This is a genomic window from Pseudomonas sp. PDM26 (genome assembly GCF_019219185.1).
GTDB lineage: Bacteria > Pseudomonadota > Gammaproteobacteria > Pseudomonadales > Pseudomonadaceae > Aquipseudomonas.
In genome coordinates this window covers 1-20,723 of record NZ_JAHUWC010000021.1, presented here as the reverse complement: position 1 = coordinate 20,723, position 20,723 = coordinate 1, and the positions used below count along the sequence as shown (strand labels likewise).

The following is a 20,723-nucleotide window of genomic DNA, read 5'->3' as shown; positions in this document are numbered from 1 at the left end:
GGCCTTGCTTTGCCGGTTGTTCCGGCGGCAGCGGCGTGGACCTGCCTGCTCGACGGTTTCCCGGCTGACCAAAGGGGCACCAGCCATGAAACTTACCCTCAAGGAATTCTTCGCAGGCTTCCTGCGTAACCGCCACATCGCCCGACACTTCCGTCGCCTGGCGTTGCTGGAAACCTTCACCGACACCACGGTCAGCCGTGAAGTCCCACCCACCCTGGCGCAAACCCTGGTGGCCGCCGCCGGCAGCGACACCGGTCAATTGCTCAACACCCTGGGCAGTCACACCGACGGCTTGAGCGAACTCGAAGCCGATGCCCTGCGCGAGCAATTCGGCCTCAATGAAGTCGAGCACGAACAGCCGCTGCCCTGGTGGACGCACCTGTGGCACTGCTACAAGAATCCGTTCAACCTGCTGCTGACGTTGCTGGCGGTCATCTCCTGGCTGACCGAAGACATGAAAGCCGCCATCGTGATTTTCTCCATGGTGGTGCTCTCGACCTTGCTGCGTTTCTGGCAGGAAACCAAATCCAACCAGGCCGCCGATGCCCTCAAGGCCATGGTCAGCAACACGGCCACGGTAATGCGCCGCGACCTTGAGGACCGCAGCGCACAGCGCATCGAACTGCCGATCAGGCAACTGGTGCCGGGCGACCTGATCGTGCTGTCGGCCGGTGACATGATTCCCGCCGATTGCCGGGTGCTCAGCGCCAAGGACCTGTTCGTCAGTCAGGCGGCCATGACCGGTGAATCGATGCCGGTGGAGAAATTTCCCCGCCAGCAGGACCGCGACACACTCAACCCCCTGGACCTGGACAACATCCTGTTCATGGGCACCAACGTGGTGTCCGGCACGGCCTTGGCGGTGATCCTCACCACCGGCAACAGCACCTATTTCGGTGCCCTGGCCCAGCGCGTGGGTGCAACCGACCGGGCGCCGACTTCGTTCCAGACCGGGGTCAACAAAGTCAGCTGGCTGCTGATCCGCTTCATGTTCGTGATGGCGCCACTGGTGTTGTTCATCAACGGTTTCACCAAGGGCGACTGGACCGAAGCGCTGCTGTTCGCGCTGTCGATTGCCGTGGGCCTCACCCCGGAAATGCTGCCGATGATCGTCACCTCGACCCTGGCCAAGGGCGCGGTGTTCCTGTCGCGCAAAAAAGTCATCGTCAAACGCCTCGACGCCATCCAGAACTTTGGCGCCATGGATGTGCTGTGCACCGACAAGACCGGCACCCTGACCCAGGACAAGATCTTCCTGGCGCGCAACGTCGATGTCTGGGGCAACGACTCGGATGACGTGCTGGAAATGGCCTACCTCAACAGCTACTACCAGACCGGCCTGAAAAACCTGCTGGATGTGGCGGTGCTCGAACACGTCGAAATCCACCGGGAGCTGAAAGTCGGCACGGCATTTCGCAAGGTCGACGAGATCCCGTTCGACTTCACCCGCCGGCGCATGTCGGTGGTGGTCGCCGAGCGCGATCAACCGCACCTGCTGATCTGCAAGGGCGCGGTGGAAGAAGTGCTGGCGGTCTGCTCGCGGGTGCGTCACGGCGAAGTCGATGAAGCCTTGAGCGAAGAGTTGCTGGCGCGAATTCGTCAGGTCACGGCCATGTTCAACGCCGAAGGCCTGCGGGTGGTGGCGGTTGCTGCGCGGCCGATGACCGAAGGGCGCGACACCTACAGCCTGGCCGATGAACAGGCACTGACGTTGATCGGCTACGTGGCGTTCCTCGATCCACCGAAGGAAAGCACCGCGCCCGCTCTTAAGGCGCTGGCGGCCCACGGCGTGGCGGTGAAAGTGCTGACCGGCGACAACGAACTGGTGACGGCGAAGATCTGCCGCGAAGTCGGCCTGGAACAGCAAGGCCTGCTGATGGGCAACGACATCGAGCGCATGAGCGATGCCGAACTGGCGAAAGCCGTGGAGACCACCAACGTCTTCGCCAGGCTGACCCCGTCGCACAAGGAACGCATCGTCCGTCTACTCAAGGGCAACGGCCATGTGGTCGGTTTCATGGGCGACGGCATCAACGACGCCCCGGCCCTGCGCACCGCCGACATCGGTATTTCCGTGGACAGCGCCGTGGACATCGCCAAGGAGGCGGCCGACATCATCCTGCTGGAAAAGAGCCTGATGGTGCTGGAGGAGGGCGTGCTGGAAGGTCGCAGGACCTTCGCCAACATGCTCAAGTACATCAAGATGACCGCCAGTTCGAACTTCGGCAACGTGTTCTCGGTGCTGGTGGCCAGTGCGTTCATCCCGTTCCTGCCGATGCTGCCGATGCACCTGCTGGTGCAGAACCTGCTCTATGACATTTCGCAGATCGCCATCCCGTTCGATAACGTCGATGACGAAATGCTCAAGCAACCACAGCGCTGGCAGCCGGCGGATGTCGGGTGCTTCATGCTGTTTTTCGGGCCGATCAGCTCGATCTTCGACATCACCACGTTCGCCTTGATGTGGTACGTGTTCGATGCCAACACCCCGGATCACCAGACCCTGTTCCAGTCCGGCTGGTTCGTGGTCGGGCTGCTGACCCAGACCCTGATCGTGCACATGATCCGCACGCCGAAGATCCCGTTCCTGCAAAGCCGCGCGGCCATGCCCTTGCTGGTGATGACCGGGTTGATCATGGCTGTGGGGATTTTCCTGCCGATGGGACCGCTGGCGCATTACTTCAAATTACAGGCGCTGCCGTCGCTGTACTTCGTGTTCCTGCCGGTGATCCTGCTGGCGTACATGGCGCTGACCCAGGCGGTGAAGGGGTTCTACATTCGCCGGTTTGGCTGGCAATAACACCGCCAGTATGAGCTTTGTGGCGAGGGAGCTTGCTCCCGCTCGACTGCGTAGCAGTCGCAAAACCGGCGAGCGAGGTCTGCTGGAGGTACCGTATTGTCAGGTTTTGGGGCCACTTCGCTGCCCAGCGGGAGCAAGCTCCCTCGCCACAAGGGTTGTGTGTTTTTCAAGGATTTTCATATGCAAGCCATCAACAACCTCAACCTGACCTCCCTGCTCGACACCCTGGTCAGCCTCAGCGCGGCTTTTATCCTCGGTGGCCTGATCGGTTTCGAGCGTCAGTACCGGCAACGCACCGCCGGCCTGCGCACTAACGTGCTGGTGGCGGTGGGCGCGGCGATTTTCGTCGACATGGCCAACCGGCTCGGCGGGGCCGAAGGCGCCGTGCGGGTCGTGGCGTACGTGGTCTCCGGCATCGGCTTTCTCGGCGCCGGGGTGATCATGCGCGAAGAGGGCAATGTGCGCGGCCTCAATACCGCCGCCACGCTCTGGACCTCGGCGGCAGTCGGTGCCTGCGCCGGTGCCGACCTGCTGGCCGAAGCCTTGCTTGGCACCTTGTTCGTGCTCGCGGCCAACACCTTGCTGCGGCCGATCGTCAACAACATCAACCGTCAGCCGATGGATGTGATCTCGGCAGAGGTCACCAACATCGTCTATGTCATTGCCCGGCGTACGCAGCAGAAAACCGTGCTGGCCCTGCTCGAGGCCGAGCTTGCGCGCAGCAACTATCCGGCCAGCGATGTCGATGTGCATGCCTTCGGCACGGATGAAATTGAAATCGAAGCCACCCTGGCGACCACCTCGGTCGATGGTGATGAACTGGATGCGCTGGTGGCACGGATTTCGACGTCGAGCCAGGTGGTGCAGGCGTTCTGGAGTCCGAGTACCACGGAGTAACGGCCAAGGTTTCCCGGGCAAGCGTCAGATTAACCGGCATTTATTTAGGAATATTCCTACATAAACCCAGGAAGGTCTTCCGTAGTCTTTGCGACCTCTTGAAACCGACATCCTTTTGGAGGTCACCTTGCCGAACAAATCCTTGCGCATCCTGATCGCCGATGCGCAGCACTTCAACCGCCTGCGGATCGAGCGACTGTTCAACCAGCTCGGCTATTTTCGGGTGGCTCCGGTGCAGAGCCTCGACGAGCTCCTTGCACTGGTGGAGTACGGTTGCGAGCCTCTGGACCTGGTGCTGGTCAATGGGGCGATGGTAATGGGAGCGCTGGACCTGTTCAGTTTCCTTGACGACAACCCGCAGGTTCATCACGGGTTTATCTTCAATGAACGGCAGGCGCCGTTGTCGCCAGTCGCGGGCAAAGTCCGGTTGAGCCGGGCCGCTCTGCCGGACCTGGCGTCCATTACGCAGTTGATGAGCGCTGTCGATTGTCGGCTACCGTTCGTCGGGACTGTCATTTCTGTCAGGTAGTACTTTCCAGCCTTCCATGCAAGAGTCTATGCGCAGCGTTGTGCCCAATCGCTGCGGTGCCTGGAGGGCATTTTTTGCCCGATCGTGTTGTTTTGCACGGGAGTTGTCATGAAGTCAGCACTGATTGTGGAAGATCATCCGGTGGTTCGCTCCATGATCAAACTCGTACTCAAGGGTGAAGGGTTCGAGCAGATTTACGAGGCCTCCCGTGGTGATGAGGTCTTGTCGTTGATCCGCGAGCATCAACCGGATGTCGTGCTGCTTGATCTGGGCCTCCCGGGTGTGGCGGGGCTTGAGGTGATGGACCGTATCAAGGCCGAAAACACGCGATGCCGCGTGGTGGTGTTCACCTCGCTGGAGGCCCAGTTCTATCAGGACCGCTGCATGCGGGCCGGGGCCGTTGCCTATGTTTCCAAGAGCAAGGACCTGGATGACTTGAAGGCGGCGGTGAATTGCGTGATGGCCGGCTATACCTATTTTGCCCAGCTCTCCTCGAGTTCCGTGTCGATGGGGGATTTGCAACGCAGTGAAACGCAGTTGATCGACAAGCTCTCCAATCGTGAGCTGACCATTTTGCAGTACCTGGCCCGGGGCTCGAAAAACCTGGAAATCGCCGAGATCATGCACCTGAGCTACAAGACCGTCAGTACCTACAAGACCCGCCTCACCCTCAAGCTCAACGTGAGCTCGTCAGTGCACTTGAGGGATTTCGCCCTGCGCAATCATTTGATCTGAATGAACACTCTCCGACGACTGGCAGGCGGGGTGCTGATTGGCCTTCTTCTCTGGGCATCGACGGTCTGTGCACAAGAGTCGTTGACCCTGTTGGGACGCTCGAGTGCCGAAGGCCTGAGCGTCAGGTGGTCGGAAGCCGAGTTGCGCTGGTTGCAGCAAAAGGGCCGATTGGTGCTGGCTGTCTCGGCTCCCGACTATCCCCCCTTCGAGTTCAACACGGCAGGCAAGGTGTTCGAAGGCATAACAGCTGATTACGCCGGGTTGCTCGAACAATTGTTGAACGTCGTCATCGAGGTTCAATGTTATCCGTCGCGGGCCGACGCGGTGCAGGCCATCAAGGACGGGCGGGCCGACCTGCTGGGAACGGCCAACCGATTCGAAGCCGAAGATCCGCAGCTACAGATGTCCAGCGCCTACGCGGTGGATCAACCGGTGCTGGTCACCCGCACCGATTTCCCTCCGGTGCTCGACCCGACACTGGCCGGCAAGCGACTGGTGATGCTGTATCACTACTTGCCCGAATACAGCGTGCAACAGTTCTATTCCAAAGCGCAGGTCCAGCTGTTTCCCTCGACACTGGCGGCCATGGGCGCCGTGGCGTTCGGCCAGGCCGATGTCTACCTCGGTGATGCGATCAATGCCCATTATCTGATCAGCAAGAATTACCTGAACAACGTGCAACTGACGGACTTCTCGCCCATGGAGTCCGGGCGTTTTGCCTTTGCGATGGCCCGCGACAACGTTGCGCTATTGCGTGTCGTCAACAAGGCACTGGCAGTCGTCACCACCAATAAACAAATGAACATCCTGCGTCGTTGGGGGGCCAACGGGGCGTCTATCCCCGGCACCCAGTCATTGCAATTGAGCGTGGCCGAACAGCACTGGCTCGAACGCCACCCGCGCGTGAAGGTCGCAATCAACGAAAATATCCCGCCGATTTCATTTGTCGACAGCGAAGGCAAGTTTCGCGGTATCGGCGTCGATGTGCTGGCGAAAATCACTTTGCGCACCGGGTTGCAATTTGACATCCAGGGCATGAAGTCGGTGGCCGAGATGATGACGGGCATCACGAGCGGCCAGATCGATGTGTTGGCCGGTATCGGCCTCAGTTCCCAGCGTGAAGATGAGTTGCGGTTCACCCGGTCGTTTCTGAGCAGCCCGTCGGTGCTGGTGACCAGCGTGGACGCGGACAGCCCCAGGACGCTGGATGACATGGCGGGAAGAACCCTGGCGCTGACCCAGGGCAACATTGCCGCCGAGTACCTTCGCCAGCATTACCCGCTGATCCAGCTGGCGGATGCGCCACTGTCCACGGACGCCATGGAGATGGTCGCCCAGGGCAAGGCCCATGGCGGTATCAACTCGTTGATCAGCGCCCGTTACCTGATTTCCCGGCAGTATCGCGATCGCCTGCAAGTGACCAGCACCGTGGGCACCGACCCCGCCCGAAGCACCCTGGCAACCAGTCGCGAGGCCACCGAACTGCATTCGATTCTGGACAAGGCATTACTGAGTATTCCCCCTGAGGAAATTGACGAGCTGACTCAACCCTGGCGCTATGACTCGATGGTCGAGCAGAGTTACTGGCTGCGACACCGACAAGCGATCGTGCAGGCGTTTGCGGTGGCGGGTGTCTTGCTGTTGCTGGCGTTGGCCGGGATCGTCTGGCAGCGGCGGCAGATTCGCCAGCGTCAGCAATTGCTCGGGCAATTGCAGGAAGCCAAGGACGCGGCCGACGACGCCAACCGGGCCAAGACCACGTTCCTGGCCACCATGAGCCATGAAATCCGCACGCCGATGAACGCCTTGATCGGCATGCTCGAACTGGCACTCAAACGCGCCGATGAAGGGGTGACCGACCGCGCCGCCATCGAGGTGGCGTCCAACGCCGGGCAGCAGTTGCTGGAGTTGATCGGCGACATTCTGGACGTCGCGCGGATCGAATCCGGGCATTTGTCGTTGGCGCCGGAGCGGGTCAATCTGCACGCGCTGGTGACGTCGGTCTGCCGGGTTTTCGAAGGGCTGGCGATGCAAAAGAATCTGCAGTGGCGGGTCGATCTCGACGCGCGCAGTGACTGTGACGTGACGCTCGATCCCACGCGCTTCAAACAGGTGCTGTCCAATCTGCTGAGCAATGCGATCAAGTTCACCCGGGAAGGCGAGGTGAGCCTGATACTGCGGGTGCAGCCTCAAGGCCCGGCGCATCTCGCCGTCAGCGTACAGATCGAAGACAGCGGCATCGGCATCAGCGCTTTCGACCTGCAACGCCTGTTCAGCCCGTTCGTGCAAGCGGGTAACACTCAGCAGACTGCCCGGCAAGGTTCCGGCCTGGGCCTGGTGATCAGTCGTACTCTGTGCGAAACGATGGGCGGCCAGTTGCAGCTCGACAGTGAGCCCGGGCGCGGGACGCGGGTGGACATCAGCCTGGTGCTGCCCGTGCTGCAAACGTTACCCGCCGAGGGGGTGTCCCGGGATCCGGCGCAGCTCACGACCCGGGCGTTGTCGATTCTGGTGGTCGACGATTATCCGGCCAATCGCCTGTTGCTCTCGCGGCAGCTGAGCTATCTGGGCCATTGCGTGGTGCTGGCTGAAGACGGGGCACAGGGGCTTGAACAGTGGCGTGGGCGCGGGCAAGGGCACGGTTTCGATCTGGTCGTCACCGACTGCAACATGCCGGTGCTCAGCGGTTACGAGCTGGCCGGCGCGATACGTGAGCAAGAGCGGGTGCAGGGGCTGTCGCCGACGCTGATTCTGGGCTTTACCGCCAATGCGCAGGCCGAGGAGAAGGACCGGTGCAAGGCGGCGGGGATGGACGATTGCCTGTTCAAACCCATTCGCCTGGTGGACTTGCAGGCGTGGCTGGCCCGGCGGTTTTCCAGTGCACCCCAAGCGGCGATCGTCGACCCTGGTTTCGCCGAGTTCGACTTGAGCGGGCTGGAACGCTATGCGGATTCGGATCGTGAGTTGATCGATCAACTGATGCACGATCTGGCGCTGACCAACCGCGAGGACCGTGTGCATTTGCTGGCCTTGCACACCAACGGCAATCGCCCGGGTCTGCAGACGCTGGCACACCGGATCAAGGGCGGGGCGCTGATGGTGCGAGCGCTTGGCCTGGTCGAGTGTTGCGAACAACTGGAGCGGGCGTGCAATGACGGCCGCGCGGCACTGATCGACGATGCCGTCGATCAGTTGCAGCAAGCCATGGCCCGCCTGGACCAGAGTATCGAGCAGGATTGAGGCTCAATCCCAGTGCGGCGCGATGCCTTTTGGGCTGGTCAACCGGTGGCCGCGATCCAGCGTTGCGATCAAGGCCATGTCGCCCTCGCTCAAGGTCAGCTCGCGAGCCTTAAGGTTGCTTTCGAGGTTGGCCCGGCGCGTGGAAGACGGGATCACCGCGTAACCCGATTGCATGGCCCAGGCGAGGGTGACCTGGGCCGGTGTCGCGTGCAGGCGCTCGGCGATTTGCTGGATAAGCGGGTCCTTGAGGACTGCACCGTACGCCAGGGTCATGTACGAGGTGATGCCGATGCCCTGGTTCTGCGCGAACGCGACGACGTCGCGGTTTTGCAGGTACGGGTGCAGTTCGATCTGGTGGGTGGCGATGTGCTCGGCACCGATGGCTGCAATCGCTTGCTGCATCAGGTCGATGGTGAAGTTGGACACGCCGATCTGCCGGGTCAGGCCCAGGCGTTTGGCTTCGAGCAGGGCGCCCATGAATTCTGCGACAGGCACTTGATCGTCCGGCGACGGCCAGTGGATCAGGGTCAGGTCCAGGTAATCGGTCTGCAGTTTGCGCAGGCTTTGCTTCAGGCTGTCGATCAGACGATCACCGGCCAGGTTGGCGACCCAGATCTTGCTGGTGATGAACAGTTCTTCACGGGCGATGCCGCTGGCCGCGATAGCCTCGCCGACTTCGGCTTCATTCTCGTAGATTTGTGCGGTATCGATCACCCGGTAGCCGAGCGCCAGGGCGGTGCTTACCGAATCGATGACCACCTGGCCTTGCAGGCGAAACGTACCCAGGCCGAAGGCGGGAATAGACATTGATGACTCCAGAGGTTGCAGTGGGAATGGGCGGCAGTATCGGCGCCTGCATCCGTGAGAAAAACCGCTGGAGCGGCAAAGCAATGTTTACTGAAAGTCATGAATCGGGGCAGGAAGATGTGTTGATGGTGTCTGGTCTGACGCCATCGCGAGCAGGTCGGGTCGCCGCACCGTCGCTCCCACATTTGGAATGCGTTCCCCCTGTAGGAGCGAGCCTGCTCGCGATAGCCATCACTCGGTCTAAAGCCTTGCCGCTGCCCCTAAGCAATATCACTGCGGCTGAATTCTTCCCCGAGAAAGTCGATCAACGTGCGCACCGAAGGCAGCAAACCCCGACGCGAAGGGAAAATTGCATGAATCACGCCGCTCTTCGGCGCCCAGCCTGGCACCAGCTCCACCAGTTGCCCAGCAGCGATTTCATCGCGCACCACCACACTGGGCAGGTGCACGATGCCGATCCCGGCGACCGCCGCATGGCGCAAGGCCAACAGGTCATCGGTGACCATGCGCGGCGCATGCCGGATCATCGCGGTGCTGCCGTCGGCCCCGAACAGTTCCCACTGATATTCGCGCTGCGCCGCGCCCCAGTGCAGGCTCGGCAAGCCGCTGAGATCGGCCGGGGAGGCCGGTGTCGACAGGCGCGATAAATAGGCCGGGCTGCCGACCACGCTCTGGGTGCTGTTGCCCAGCACCTTCATCACCATGTCGGTGTTTTCCAGCGGCGGAAAGCGTACCCGCAGCGCAATATCGAAGCCTTCGTGAATCAGGTCAACCCGGCGGTTGGTGCTCTCGATGAACAACTCCACCAACGGGTACTTGAGCATGTAGCGGGTCAGCATCGGCCCGACCCAGGAATTGAGCAGCGCCGTCGGGCAACTGACACGCACCAGGCCCTGGGGCTCGGAGCGGTTGCGCTCGATCAGTTCGGCGGCGCTTTCCGCCTCCACGCGCATGGCCAGGCAGCGCTGGTAGTAGGCCTGGCCGATTTCCGTCAACGAGCAATGCCGGCTGGTGCGGTGCAGCAGGCGCACGCCGAGGCGCTCTTCGAGTTCGGCAATGCGTCGGCTGAGCTTGGACTTGGGCATGTCCAGCGCCCGGCCCGCTGCGGCGAAACCGTGATGCTCCACTACCTGGGTGAAGTAGTAGAGGGTGTTGAGGTCTTCCACCATCGTTCTCCAAATAGAACGCTAAAGCTGATTTTTGCAGTCTAGCGCAGCAAAGGTCACGGTTTTAAGCTCTGTCCATGGCTTCACTCACCTCATCAGGAGACACCATGAAAAACATCATCGGTATCTACACCAGTCCACGGGCCCACTGGGTCGGCGACGGTTTTCCGGTTCGCACACTGTTTTCCTACGACAACCTGGGCAAACACATCAGCCCGTTCCTGTTGCTGGATCACGCCGGCCCCGCTGAATTCACCCCGACCACCGAGCGACGTGGCGTTGGTCAGCATCCGCATCGTGGCTTCGAAACAGTGACCATCGTTTACGAGGGCGAACTGGAGCACCGGGACTCCACCGGCAGTGGCGGCAAGATCGGCCCCGGCGATGTGCAATGGATGACCGCTGCTTCGGGGATCCTGCATGAAGAATTTCACTCCCAGGGTTTCGCCAAAAGCGGCGGCACCCTGGAGATGGTGCAACTGTGGGTCAATCTGCCGGCCAGGGACAAGATGGCCGACCCCGGTTACCAAACGATCCTCGACGGCGACATCCCGAGCATCGCCTTGCAGGACAACGCCGGCAGCCTGCGCCTGATCGCCGGTGAGTTCGACGGTCACCAAGGCCCGGCGCGCACCTTTACCCCGATCGACGTGTGGGACATTCGTTTGAATGCCGGCAAGTTGCTCAGCCTTGACCTGCATGAAGGGCGCAACACCGCACTGGTGGTTTTGCGTGGCACGGTTCAGGTCAATGGCCTGGAGTCGGTGCGCCAGGGGCAGTTAGCCCTGTTCGACCGCAAGGGTGATCAGGTGACCCTCGAAGCCAGCGAAGACGCGGTGGTGCTGTTGCTCAGCGGTGAGCCTATCGACGAGCCGATCGTCGGCCATGGGCCGTTCGTGATGAACACCGAGCAGGAAATCCACCAGGCCTTCGCCGACTTCCAGTCCGGTCGCTTCGGCCGGATGCACGCTTAGTTCGCAACGCTTTTACACCCGACTCTACACAGGATGAGTAGGCCGGTTTTCAGGCCAGGGATGGCTGTTGCCCAAAAGAAAGAGGAAACGCTCATGAACACTGTCTACGCGGCCAACTTCAACGGCCAGAAACCGACCATCGACCCCAACGACAGCGCGATGCTGTTGATCGATCACCAGAGCGGACTGTTCCAGATCGTCAAGGACATGGACGTGCCTCAACTGCGCGCCAACGCCATCGCCCTGGCCAAGGCTGCAACCTTGCTGAAAATGCCGGTGATTACCACTGCCTCGGTCCCGCAAGGACCGAACGGGCCGTTGATCCCGGAAATCCACGAAGCCGCACCCCATGCGCAGTACGTGGCACGCAAAGGTGAAATCAACGCCTGGGACAACCCGGAGTTTCACGCGGCGGTCAAAGCCACCGGCAAGAAAACCCTGGTGATCGCCGGCACCTTGACCAGCGTGTGCCTGGCGTTCCCGTCCATCGCGGCGGTGCATGAAGGCTACAAGGTGTTTGCCGTGGTCGACGCCTCGGGCAACCACTCGAAACTGGCCACCGAGCTGACCGTTGCCCGCCTGGCCCAGGCCGGGGTGGTGCCGATCGACATCATGGCGACGCTATCCGAGCTGCAAGGCTCGTGGAACCGTCCGGATGCCGAGCAGTGGGCCGCTGTCTACGCCCAGGCCATGCCGCATTATCAGTTGCTGATCGAGAGTTACCTCAAGGCCCGGCAAGTGGCGAACGAACACGAGGTGCTGGACTCCCAGCGCTAACCGGTGACCCCAAGCCGATTTCCACTCGGCATCGATAACACGCGAGGACTACTGCAATGACCACTTCCTACAAGCGTCTGGACAAGGACAACGCCGCGGTTCTGATGGTTGATCATCAGGCGGGCCTGCTGTCACTGGTGCGCGACATTGACCCGGATCGATTCAAGAACAACGTGCTGGCCCTGGCTGACCTGGCCAAGTACTTCAAGCTGCCGACCATCCTCACCACGAGTTTTGAAACCGGCCCCAACGGCCCGCTGGTGCCCGAGCTCAAGGCACTGTTTCCGGACGCGCCGTACATCGCTCGCCCGGGCCAGATCAACGCCTGGGACAACGAAGATTTCGTCAAGGCGATCAAGGCCACCGGCAAGAAACAATTGATCATCGCCGGTGTGGTGACGGAAGTTTGCGTAGCATTCCCGGCGCTTTCGGCGCTGGCCGAAGGTTTTGAGGTGTTCGTGGTCACCGACGCGTCCGGCACCTTCAACGAACTGACCCGCGAATCGGCGTGGAACCGTATGACCGCTCAGGGCGCGCAACTGATGACCTGGTTCGGCCTGGCCTGTGAACTGCACCGCGACTGGCGCCACGACATCGAAGGGTTGGGCACGCTGTTCTCCAACCATATTCCGGATTACCGCAACCTGATGACCAGCTACAGCACGCTGGCCAATAGCAAATAACTTCAGTAACACTCATTCCCTGTGGGAGCGGGCTTGCCCGCGATGGCGATCTGACACTCAACATTGCAGTGACTGATCGATAGCAACGTCGGATCGCCGCCCGGAGCAAGCCCGCTCCCACAGGTTTTTTTGGTGTCTACCCAGACGTGTTCATCCCGCCAAATCAATTGCTCCTACACTATGGCCAATCCATGCGATCTTCGCGTTATTAGCCCTGGCTGGAGTTGCTTGATGCTGTCTTTCCTCACCGAACACCCATTGATCTGCGCCATGGTGCTGATCCTGATTGACCTCGGGTTGTGGCGTTTAATCGGTGACAACCGCAACCCTTGGAAGCTTCTGTTGCGGGTCACGATTTTCGCGCTATACAGCCTTCTGCTGTTCAATGAAGGCCTGAACCCGATGGAGCCGCCGCCCTGGGCCGACAACGTACCGTTGCACCTGGCGGCCACCGGATTGCAGATCGGCTGGTGGTTGTTCGGCGCGCGGATGCTGACGGTGCTGATCGGTGCGGTGATGATGCAGCGGGTCGGACATACCGGGCGATTGCTTCAGGATTTGCTCGGTGCGGTGATTTTCCTGATCGCGATCATTGCCGCCCTGGCCTATGTACTCGATCTACCGGTCAAAGGCGTGCTGGCGACCTCCGGTGCGTTGGCGATCATCGTCGGCCTGGCCTTGCAGAGCACCCTCAGCGACGTGTTCTCCGGCATCGTTTTGAACACCACCAAACCCTATCAACTGGATGACTGGATCTCCATCGACGGCACCGAAGGCCGGGTCACCGACATCGACTGGCGGGCCACGCGCCTGCAAACCGCCCAAGGCAGCCTGGCGGTGATTCCCAACTCATTGGCAGCCAAGGCCAAGATCATCAACTTCAGCCGCCCGAGCGATATGTTTGGCGTTTCCATCACCCTTCAAGTGAGCCCCCATGCACGGCCGAACACAGTGATCGATGCCCTTGAACGCGCCATGCAAGGTTGCCGTTTTCTGCTCGACACACCGGCCCCGAGCGTCTCTCTGAAAAGCTCCAGCAGCACCGGAGTGGAATACGAAATCAATGGGTTTGTCGCGTCGATGAGCGAGAAACGCACGGTGCGCAATCAACTGTTCGACCTGGCGTACCGGCACTTGCAGGCGTCCGGGGTCAACCTGTTGTCGAGCGTCGAACCCACGCTGGCGGGCAACCTGTCGCGGCCCCGGGCACTGCTCGACAGTTCGCCGATTTTCTCCACGTTGCGTCAGGAAGAAAAAGACACCTTCAGCCAGAACATGACCCTGCAAACCTTCCGTGCCGGCGAAACGATCCTCGACGCGGGGGAGGTCAGCGATCACTTGTTCATTATCGAGTCCGGTGTCGTCAGCGTGACGCTGACCCGTCATGGCTCGCCGTTCGAATCAGGCCGCATGGGGCCCGGAGAGGTGATCGGCGAGGCCGGTATCCTGGACGACAGCTCGGTGCCTGCGCAGTTTACCGCCAAGACCTTTTGTGGCTTGTACCGAATCGAAAAGGCATACCTCAAGCCATGCCTGGATGCCCGTCAGGACATCAACGATGCGATGAAAACCTTGCTCGACTACCGCTTGCTCAAAGCGAAAACCCTGACTCAGGACCTGCCGGTGACAGTGGAGAAGAAGGGCTTTCTGCGGTGGTTGCGCAATCGGGTATGACCAGCGGCCAACAAGACACCGCAAGTGGCCTCCTCGACTTCTGGAATATTGGCTATTTGTGCAAACGGGGCAGGGGGCTAACGTAGTCACACCCCCACTTGCCCTGGAGCACACGATGCAACCGCGTACCGATTTCTACACCGCGTCCCCTGATGCCCTCAAAGCGATGATCGCCCTGGAAACGGCGGTTTCGAAGCTGCCGCTGGAAAAAAACCTGGTTGAACTGGTCAAGCTGCGGGCTTCGCAGATCAATGGCTGCGCATTTTGCATCGATATGCACACCGCCGATGCTATCAAGGGCGGCGAAACCCCGCGTCGCCTGTTCGCCATAACGGCGTGGCGCGAGGCACCGTTCTTCAGCGATCGCGAACGTGCCGCGCTGCTCTGGACCGAATCCCTGACCCAACTGAGCCTGACCCACGCGCCAGATGAAGACTACGAAGTGGTCAGCGCTCAGTTCACGCCCAAGGAAATGGTCGATCTGACCGTGGCGATCAGCACCATCAACAGCTGGAACCGTTTGGCCGTCGGTTTCCGCAAAACCCCTCAGGCCTGATGTCGAAAAGGGAGCCGAGGCTCAATGCGCATCGGCACTCGGCGCGGCCGGTGGTTGCACCTTGCGCATCAAGGGCACCATCGCCGTGGCGATGACGAAGCACACTCCGATCATCAGAAACGCGTCGCCATAGGTTTGTGTCTGGGCTTCGCGGTAGGTCAGCAACCATAGCTGATGCAGACTGGCGGTAACCCCGGCGTCACCGCTCTGGCCGAGGGCGGCGAAGTTGTTGCCGACCTGGGACAGCCATTGGTTGAGCGCCTCGTTGGTGCTGTTGAGGTGCTCCGCCAGCCGGGTGAAATGCAGGTTGGTGCGGTCATTGAGAATGGTCGCACACGCGGCGATGCCGATAGCCCCGCCCAGGTTGCGCATCAGGTTGAACAACCCCGATGCATGTTTGAGCCGCGCCGGCGCCAGGCCACCGAGCGTCAGCGTCACCGCGGGCGGTACCGCCAGTTGCTGGGCAATCCCGCGCAAGGCTTGCGGCAGCATCAGTTCCTTGGCCCCCCAGTCATGGGTGATCGGGCTGAAATCCCACATCGACAAGGCGAACAGCCCAAGGCCGGTCATCATGATCCAGCGCAGATCGACGCGGTTGGCCAGAAAGGCATACAACGGAATCGCCATGATCTGGAACACCCCGGTGGAGAAAACCGCCAGTCCAATGTCCAGCGCTCCGTAGCCCCGCACCCGGCCGAGGAACAGCGGAGTCAGGTAAATGGTGGCGAACAGGCCGATGCCGGTGACAAACGAGAAGAAACAGCCAAGGGCGAAGTTGCGATCCTTCAAGGCGCGCAAATCGACAATCGGATTGGCCACCTGCAAGGTCCGGCCGATGAACGCCAGGCCGGCCAGGCCGCTGATCCACGCGGTGGTCAGGATCGTGCGGTCGCTGAACCAGTTCCAGCGCGGCCCTTCTTCCAGGGTGTATTCCAGGCAGCCGAGGAACAGCGCCAGAAACACCATGCTCAAGTAATCCGCGCCTTTGAGCAGCGACAGTTCCGGCTGGTCGATTTTCACCAGCATCGGCACGGCCACGGCGACAAAGATGCCGGGGACCAGGTTGATGTAGAACAGCCAGTGCCAGGACGATATGTCAGTGATCCAGCCACCGATCACCGGCCCCAGGGTCGGTGCCAATGAGGCCACCGCGCCGATGGTCGCGGCGGCGATCACCCGTTGCTTGCCGGTGAAGAACACGAACGCGGTGGTGAACACCATCGGGATCATCGAGCCGCCCAGAAACCCTTGCAGGGCGCGGAAGGCGATCATGCTCTGGATGTTCCAGGCCGCGCCGCACAGCAGGCTGGTCAAGGTGAAACCCACCGCCGACGCGCAAAACAGCCAGCGCGTCGAGAACACCCGCGACAGCCAGCCGGACAGCGGGATCACGATGATTTCGGCGATCAGGTAACTGGTTTGCACCCACGCGGTTTCGTCGGTGCCGGCAGAGAGCCCACCGCCGATGTCACGCAACGAAGCCGAGACAATCTGGATATCCAGCAGCGCAATGAACATGCCGATGCACATGCTGGCAAAGGCGAAGACCTTGGTCGCCGTCGCCATGTTCGCGGCATTGAACGGTTGCGCCGGGGCGGCGAGGGCGCGGCTCATGGCGTGCTGGCCACGGCTGGCGCTTCAGGCTCCTTGCGCGTGTCCACTTCAGCGGTGACCGACAACCCCGGACGCAGGTGGCCGAGTACGCTGTCGGCCGGATCGAGGTGAATCCGCACCGGCACCCGCTGCACGATCTTGGTGAAGTTGCCGGTGGCGTTTTCCGGTGGCAACACACTGAATTGCGAACCGCTGGCAGGGGCGAGGCTGTCCAGGTGACCGTGGAATTCCTGCCCCGACAGCACGTCGGCACGGATCACCACTCGTTGCCCCGGCACCATGTGCGCCAGTTGGTCTTCCTTGAAGTTGGCATCGACCCACAATCCGCTGGACGGCACCACCGAGAGCAATTGCGAGCCGGCCTGGGCATAGGCGCCGACCCGTGCCCGGCGATTGCCGATCACTCCATCGACCGGCGCCTTCAGTTCGGTGTAGCCGACATTCAATTGCGCCAGGTCGCGCTCGGCCCTGGCCTGGATCAAGGCGGCCCGGGCCTGTTGTTTCTGGGTGTCGATCACATTCAACTGGCGCTGCTCGGCCAGCAGTTCAGCCTGGGCACGGTTGCTTTGGGCCTGGGCCGTCTTGAACGTGGCGTTGGCCCGCTGGGCGCTTTCCACCGAGACGGCGTTGGTGGTGACCAGTTTTTTGTAGCGGCTATCGTCGTCCCGCGAACGGGCGGTTTCGGCTCCGGCGGCATCGATGCCGGCACGGGCCTGGCCGATGACGGCCTGTTGCAGTTGTTCGGTGGCGTCGAGGTTGGCCAGCAGGGCCTCCTGGGCGGCCACTGCGCCTTCGGCCTTGGCCAGGTTGGCCCGGTAGTCGCGGGAATCGAGGCGGATCAGCACATCGCCGGCCTTGACCTTCTGGTTATCGGTTACCAGCACTTCGTCGATATAACCCGCCACTTTCGGCCCGATCACCGTTACGTCGCCACCGATGTAGGCGTCGTCGGTTTCCTCGATGAAGCGGCCGGCACTCCACCAATGCGCGCCATACACACCGGCCAGTACCAACGCTACGATCCCCACGGCGGGCAAGAGCAGGCGTTTGAGCAGGGGAGGTTTGGCGGCAGTCACCGGGGCAGCCAGGTCGTGTTCAACGGTGGACATGCTGGTCATGGAGGATTACCTGTTGGAGCGGAGGTTAATTATGATGGTAGTAATATGACGTATGTAATATTTTGTGGCAATTGGTTTTTGCTGCCGGTCGTCAGGTGCTATTTCATCCAGTCGCCAGGGGTGAGGCCGGTCATGTCCTTGAAGAACGCGATGAACGCGCTGTCACTGGCAAATCCCAGTTCAAAGGCGCTGTAGCCGATGTTTCGTCCGGTCGCGAGCAATTCGATGGCGCGCATCAAGCGCCACTGTTGCCGCCATTGCTGATAACTCATGCCGGTATCACGGTGGAAGATTCGTCCGATGGTTCGGCCGCTGGCGCCGATTTGATCCTGCAGCACCTGAAGTTGCGGCGGCAGCTTCTCCACGTTGTTGAGCAGTGGTGCCAGACGTTTGTCAGTCGGCAACGGCAGCAACATGGGCTGGCGGACCGCGTCATTGATTTCGCCCAGGCACAGGCCTAACAGGTGAGCGTGTTTGCCCTGATGCCAGGCGCTATCGAATTCGGCGTGGGCTATTGACTCCAGCACAGCCCGCAATAAAGCGCTGACTTCAATTACGCAGACCTGTTGCGGCAGGCCTGCGCACAACGCGGGACTCAGGTAAATGGAGCGGTAATCGACACTCTGCTGCATCACGGCGCGATGGACAATTGCGGGCGGGATCCATGCCGCGCGGGAGGGCGGCAACAGGCACAACTGCTGCGCCAGGGTTATTCGCATGCAGCCCTTGCGGGTGTACAGCAGTTGCCCGCGTTGATGTCGATGCATCCCCGAATCGTGAACGCCGAGGGCGGCGGCGATGCCCACAACCGGTGCGCTGAAACTGTCGGGATCGAAGGGTGCGTGGGCGTCGAGCCAGGCCATGGGTTGTCCGGTTTCAACTATAAATTGGCAGAATCTTGATATTACGTCAGTTACGACTTCTTAAGCTGCATCGCAGTTTCTTTCAGGAGTGAAGTCGTGATGGATGACAAGAAAATCGTGGTATTGGCCGTCGCTCTGTTGATGTTCCCGCAGTTGGCGCAATCCATTTACAGCCCGGCGCTGGCGGACATTGCCCGGGTCTTCGGCGTCGGTCCGCAGGCGTCGGCGCAAATGCTTTCCGTGTATTTCCTGGCGTTCGCGTTCGGTGTGGTGGTGTGGGGCCGGATGTGCGACCTGATCGGGCGTCGCCCGACGATGCTTGCCGGAATCACCTGTTACGTCGCTGCTTCATTGCTGGCGCTCGGTGTCAGCACCTTCGATGCTCTGTTGGCAGCCCAAGGCCTCGCCGCGTTTGGCGCGGCGGTGGGCTCGGTTGTGACACAAACCGTATTGCGCGACCGCTTCAAGGGGGCGGCACTGGCCCAGGTGTTTTCGGTCATGGGCATTGCGCTGGCCGCCAGCCCGGCCATTGGGTTGTTCACCGGCGCAAGCCTGGTGCAAGGCTTCGGCTATCGAGGCGTGCCGGCAGGGCTTTTGTTGCTGGCTGTTGTCCTGTGGTACTGGTGCCGGCAGGTTTTGCCGGAAACCCGCCCACGGCAGGTGGCGTCGCCCGCGTTGTTCGAGACGCTGTGGCAAATGCTCCGGGATCGCGATATCTGGCGTTCGACGTTGTTGGTAGCAACCTTCAACATTGCCCTGTTCAGCTACTACAGCCTGGGCCCCTTTATGTTTGAGCGGCTGGGCCTGAGTGCGCAATGGTTTGGCTACAGTGGCGTCATCTTGGCCCTGGGTTCCGGCCTTGGCGCCGGGCTCAATAAACGGCTGCTGCGACGAGGGTTGAGTAGTGCGCAACTGATCCAGGTGTCGGGATCACTGACATTAGTTGGTGCCAGTTTCGTCTGGCTGATGGAGGACAGCGCGCTGTTCGTGCTGGCGATGTTGCTGGTGGTGCTGGCCTTCGGCATGGCCATCCCGAACATCCTCGGTTCGGCCCTGGTCAACTATGGCGATCGACTGGGTACGGCGGGAGCATTGTTTGGTTTGCTGTATTACCTGTTGATCGGTGGCGGGCTGATGCTCGTAGCCTGGGGGCAGGCGTTGGGTGAAACCTTGATGGTATGTGCGGTGGTGGCTTGGATGTTGGCGTGGATCAAGCCACAAAAGACCTAGTCATCCAGGGGGTATCTTGATCAACCGGCCGGTTTTCCCGGATGGCCTGTCAGGCGACAGACTTCAAATGATGATTGTCTGGTCAGGCTGGTGCCGGCCACTGCCAATCAGACGAACAGCCGCGAGCCGCTGTCGAGATGCCGAGGATTCTTTTGCTGTTGTAGGTAGGGTCTTAGGGCGTTGTGGCCTGCTGCATTATTCGGAAACACCCTACGCGCTAATTAGAAACGTCCTATATCAACCTTTTTCAGCTTCCTGAAAGCTGTCGAGCGCTTGAACGAGGGCGGCCACGAAGCCTCTCCGTCAGCTTCTACAGCCAAGGGAGGTCTGATTTTGTCCAACGCACCGCGCACTTTCTTCGACCACAGCCGCCACACACTGCACATCAACCAACTCGACGCCGACCTCGACGTCCTCGCCTTCCACGGTGAAGAACACCTCAGCCAACCCTACCTTTACCGCATCGAATTCACCTGCAGCGACCTCGACCTTGGCGCGGAAAAGCTCATCGGCCAATTCGCCGACTTCAAGCTGTACGCCGATCCCTCGACCCTGCAGGTCTTCTCCTGGGAAGCGCTCAAACCGCCCACACCCCTGCGCACCCTCTACGGACGCATCACCAGTTGTAAGCGCCTGTCCGGCTCGGTCGACGAAGCCCGTTACGCAGTCACCCTGCAACCGCGCCTGGCACTGCTCGCCCGCGGCCAGCAAACGCGGATCTATCTGAATCAGTCGGTGCCGGACATCGTCAAAAGCATCCTGATGAGTCGCCACGACTTCGTCCCCGGGCATTTTCGCTTCACCCTCAAACGCGAATACCCGCGCCGCGACCAGGTCATTCAGTACAACGAAAGCGACCTGGACTTCATCAGCCGGCTGCTGGCGGACGTGGGCATCTGGTACCGCTGCACCGCCCACGACGAGGGCGCTTTCGACATGGTCGAGTTCTGCGACGACCAGCGCTGCTACGAGTTCGACGTCACGCTGCCGTTGCGCTCGCCCTCCGGCTTCAGCAGCCACGAGGACGCCGTCTGGGCCCTGCAAACCTGCCACAAGGTGG

The 20,723-nt window shown here is 61.0% G+C and carries 17 protein-coding genes; 12 read left to right on the top strand and 5 right to left on the bottom strand.

Annotation, left to right across the window (positions count from 1 at the left end; genetic code table 11):
* The first annotated feature begins 85 nt into the window (after positions 1-85).
* The 5 genes from mgtA to KW849_RS29740 all read left to right on the top strand — a co-directional run bounded on the left by mgtA (position 86) and on the right by KW849_RS29740 (position 8,201).
* Positions 86-2,800 carry a magnesium-translocating P-type ATPase gene (gene mgtA, locus KW849_RS29760; protein WP_218433418.1) on the top strand — a complete coding sequence of 905 codons (2,715 nt, stop codon included), beginning with the start codon at positions 86-88 and terminating at the stop codon, positions 2,798-2,800.
* A gap of 180 nt (positions 2,801-2,980) precedes the next feature.
* Positions 2,981-3,697: an MgtC/SapB family protein gene (locus KW849_RS29755; protein ID WP_218433409.1), complete on the top strand. Its 717-nt coding sequence runs from the start codon at positions 2,981-2,983 to the stop codon at positions 3,695-3,697.
* A gap of 127 nt (positions 3,698-3,824) precedes the next feature.
* The gene (locus KW849_RS29750) at positions 3,825-4,226 is read left to right on the top strand and encodes a chemotaxis protein CheY (protein WP_218433407.1); all 402 of its coding nucleotides are present in this window, start codon (positions 3,825-3,827) and stop codon (positions 4,224-4,226) included.
* Between the two features lie 108 nt (positions 4,227-4,334).
* Positions 4,335-4,961: a response regulator transcription factor gene (locus tag KW849_RS29745; protein ID WP_218433405.1), complete on the top strand. Its 627-nt coding sequence runs from the start codon at positions 4,335-4,337 to the stop codon at positions 4,959-4,961.
* Positions 4,962-8,201, top strand: coding sequence for a transporter substrate-binding domain-containing protein (locus tag KW849_RS29740; RefSeq protein ID WP_218433403.1), 3,240 nt, complete (start codon positions 4,962-4,964; stop codon positions 8,199-8,201).
* A 3-nt stretch (positions 8,202-8,204) separates the two neighbouring features.
* Here KW849_RS29740 and dkgB read toward each other — a convergent pair whose 3' ends face one another.
* Together dkgB and KW849_RS29730 are read right to left on the bottom strand one after the other, a co-directional pair.
* Complete coding sequence (gene dkgB / locus KW849_RS29735) at positions 8,205-9,008, bottom strand: 2,5-didehydrogluconate reductase DkgB (protein ID WP_218433401.1); 804 nt, start codon at positions 9,006-9,008, stop codon at positions 8,205-8,207.
* Positions 9,009-9,268: 260 nt separating this feature from the next.
* Positions 9,269-10,177, bottom strand: a complete 909-nt coding sequence (locus KW849_RS29730) for a LysR family transcriptional regulator (RefSeq protein WP_095942547.1) — start codon at positions 10,175-10,177, stop codon at positions 9,269-9,271.
* Between the two features lie 104 nt (positions 10,178-10,281).
* On the opposite strand from KW849_RS29730, the gene KW849_RS29725 reads away from it, so the two are divergent.
* The 5 genes from KW849_RS29725 to KW849_RS29705 all read left to right on the top strand — a co-directional run bounded on the left by KW849_RS29725 (position 10,282) and on the right by KW849_RS29705 (position 14,838).
* On the top strand, positions 10,282-11,148 hold the full coding sequence (locus KW849_RS29725; RefSeq protein WP_218433400.1) for a pirin family protein: 867 nt from the start codon (positions 10,282-10,284) through the stop codon (positions 11,146-11,148).
* Between the two features lie 93 nt (positions 11,149-11,241).
* Positions 11,242-11,925: an isochorismatase family protein gene (locus KW849_RS29720; protein WP_218433398.1), complete on the top strand. Its 684-nt coding sequence runs from the start codon at positions 11,242-11,244 to the stop codon at positions 11,923-11,925.
* Between the two features lie 56 nt (positions 11,926-11,981).
* Positions 11,982-12,608: an isochorismate family cysteine hydrolase YcaC gene (ycaC, locus tag KW849_RS29715; protein WP_218433396.1), complete on the top strand. Its 627-nt coding sequence runs from the start codon at positions 11,982-11,984 to the stop codon at positions 12,606-12,608.
* Positions 12,609-12,839: 231 nt separating this feature from the next.
* A complete protein-coding gene (locus KW849_RS29710) occupies positions 12,840-14,282 on the top strand; it encodes a mechanosensitive ion channel family protein (protein ID WP_218433394.1) in 1,443 nt (480 codons plus the stop codon).
* A gap of 115 nt (positions 14,283-14,397) precedes the next feature.
* Positions 14,398-14,838: a carboxymuconolactone decarboxylase family protein gene (locus tag KW849_RS29705; protein ID WP_218433392.1), complete on the top strand. Its 441-nt coding sequence runs from the start codon at positions 14,398-14,400 to the stop codon at positions 14,836-14,838.
* 21 nt (positions 14,839-14,859) lie between these two features.
* Here the strand turns inward: KW849_RS29705 and KW849_RS29700 are convergent, their stop codons facing one another.
* The 3 genes from KW849_RS29700 to KW849_RS29690 all read right to left on the bottom strand — a co-directional run bounded on the left by KW849_RS29700 (position 14,860) and on the right by KW849_RS29690 (position 18,433).
* A complete protein-coding gene (locus KW849_RS29700; RefSeq protein ID WP_218433390.1) occupies positions 14,860-16,452 on the bottom strand; it encodes a DHA2 family efflux MFS transporter permease subunit in 1,593 nt (530 codons plus the stop codon).
* Complete coding sequence (locus KW849_RS29695) at positions 16,449-17,570, bottom strand: HlyD family secretion protein (protein ID WP_218433381.1); 1,122 nt, start codon at positions 17,568-17,570, stop codon at positions 16,449-16,451. The genes KW849_RS29700 and KW849_RS29695 overlap by 4 nt, the downstream gene beginning before the upstream one ends.
* A 98-nt stretch (positions 17,571-17,668) precedes the next feature.
* The gene (locus KW849_RS29690; protein WP_218433378.1) at positions 17,669-18,433 is read right to left on the bottom strand and encodes a helix-turn-helix transcriptional regulator; all 765 of its coding nucleotides are present in this window, start codon (positions 18,431-18,433) and stop codon (positions 17,669-17,671) included.
* A gap of 99 nt (positions 18,434-18,532) precedes the next feature.
* Here KW849_RS29690 and KW849_RS29685 point away from each other — a divergent pair, with 99 nt between their 5' ends.
* On the top strand, positions 18,533-19,663 hold the full coding sequence (locus KW849_RS29685) for an MFS transporter (RefSeq protein ID WP_218433376.1): 1,131 nt from the start codon (positions 18,533-18,535) through the stop codon (positions 19,661-19,663).
* Positions 19,664-19,996: 333 nt separating this feature from the next.
* Positions 19,997-20,723 (top strand): type VI secretion system Vgr family protein (locus KW849_RS29680; RefSeq protein WP_218433374.1); only part of this gene is annotated, 727 nt, incomplete at its 3' end.

What these genes read in the sequence shown, in the direction of transcription:
- KW849_RS29725 (WP_218433400.1), top strand. Translation starts at nt 10,282, where the DNA reads ATGAAAAACATCATCGGTATCTACACCAGTCCACGGGCCCACTGGGTC.
- KW849_RS29685 (WP_218433376.1), top strand. Translation starts at nt 18,533, where the DNA reads ATGGATGACAAGAAAATCGTGGTATTGGCCGTCGCTCTGTTGATGTTC.
- KW849_RS29730 (WP_095942547.1), bottom strand. Translation starts at nt 10,177, where the DNA reads ATGGTGGAAGACCTCAACACCCTCTACTACTTCACCCAGGTAGTGGAG.
- KW849_RS29700 (WP_218433390.1), bottom strand. Translation starts at nt 16,452, where the DNA reads ATGAGCCGCGCCCTCGCCGCCCCGGCGCAACCGTTCAATGCCGCGAAC.
- KW849_RS29695 (WP_218433381.1), bottom strand. Translation starts at nt 17,570, where the DNA reads ATGACCAGCATGTCCACCGTTGAACACGACCTGGCTGCCCCGGTGACT.
- KW849_RS29740 (WP_218433403.1), top strand. Translation starts at nt 4,962, where the DNA reads ATGAACACTCTCCGACGACTGGCAGGCGGGGTGCTGATTGGCCTTCTT.
- KW849_RS29745 (WP_218433405.1), top strand. Translation starts at nt 4,335, where the DNA reads ATGAAGTCAGCACTGATTGTGGAAGATCATCCGGTGGTTCGCTCCATG.
- KW849_RS29690 (WP_218433378.1), bottom strand. Translation starts at nt 18,433, where the DNA reads ATGGCCTGGCTCGACGCCCACGCACCCTTCGATCCCGACAGTTTCAGC.
- KW849_RS29705 (WP_218433392.1), top strand. Translation starts at nt 14,398, where the DNA reads ATGCAACCGCGTACCGATTTCTACACCGCGTCCCCTGATGCCCTCAAA.
- KW849_RS29755 (WP_218433409.1), top strand. Translation starts at nt 2,981, where the DNA reads ATGCAAGCCATCAACAACCTCAACCTGACCTCCCTGCTCGACACCCTG.
- dkgB (WP_218433401.1), bottom strand. Translation starts at nt 9,008, where the DNA reads ATGTCTATTCCCGCCTTCGGCCTGGGTACGTTTCGCCTGCAAGGCCAG.
- KW849_RS29720 (WP_218433398.1), top strand. Translation starts at nt 11,242, where the DNA reads ATGAACACTGTCTACGCGGCCAACTTCAACGGCCAGAAACCGACCATC.
- ycaC (WP_218433396.1), top strand. Translation starts at nt 11,982, where the DNA reads ATGACCACTTCCTACAAGCGTCTGGACAAGGACAACGCCGCGGTTCTG.
- mgtA (WP_218433418.1), top strand. Translation starts at nt 86, where the DNA reads ATGAAACTTACCCTCAAGGAATTCTTCGCAGGCTTCCTGCGTAACCGC.
- KW849_RS29710 (WP_218433394.1), top strand. Translation starts at nt 12,840, where the DNA reads ATGCTGTCTTTCCTCACCGAACACCCATTGATCTGCGCCATGGTGCTG.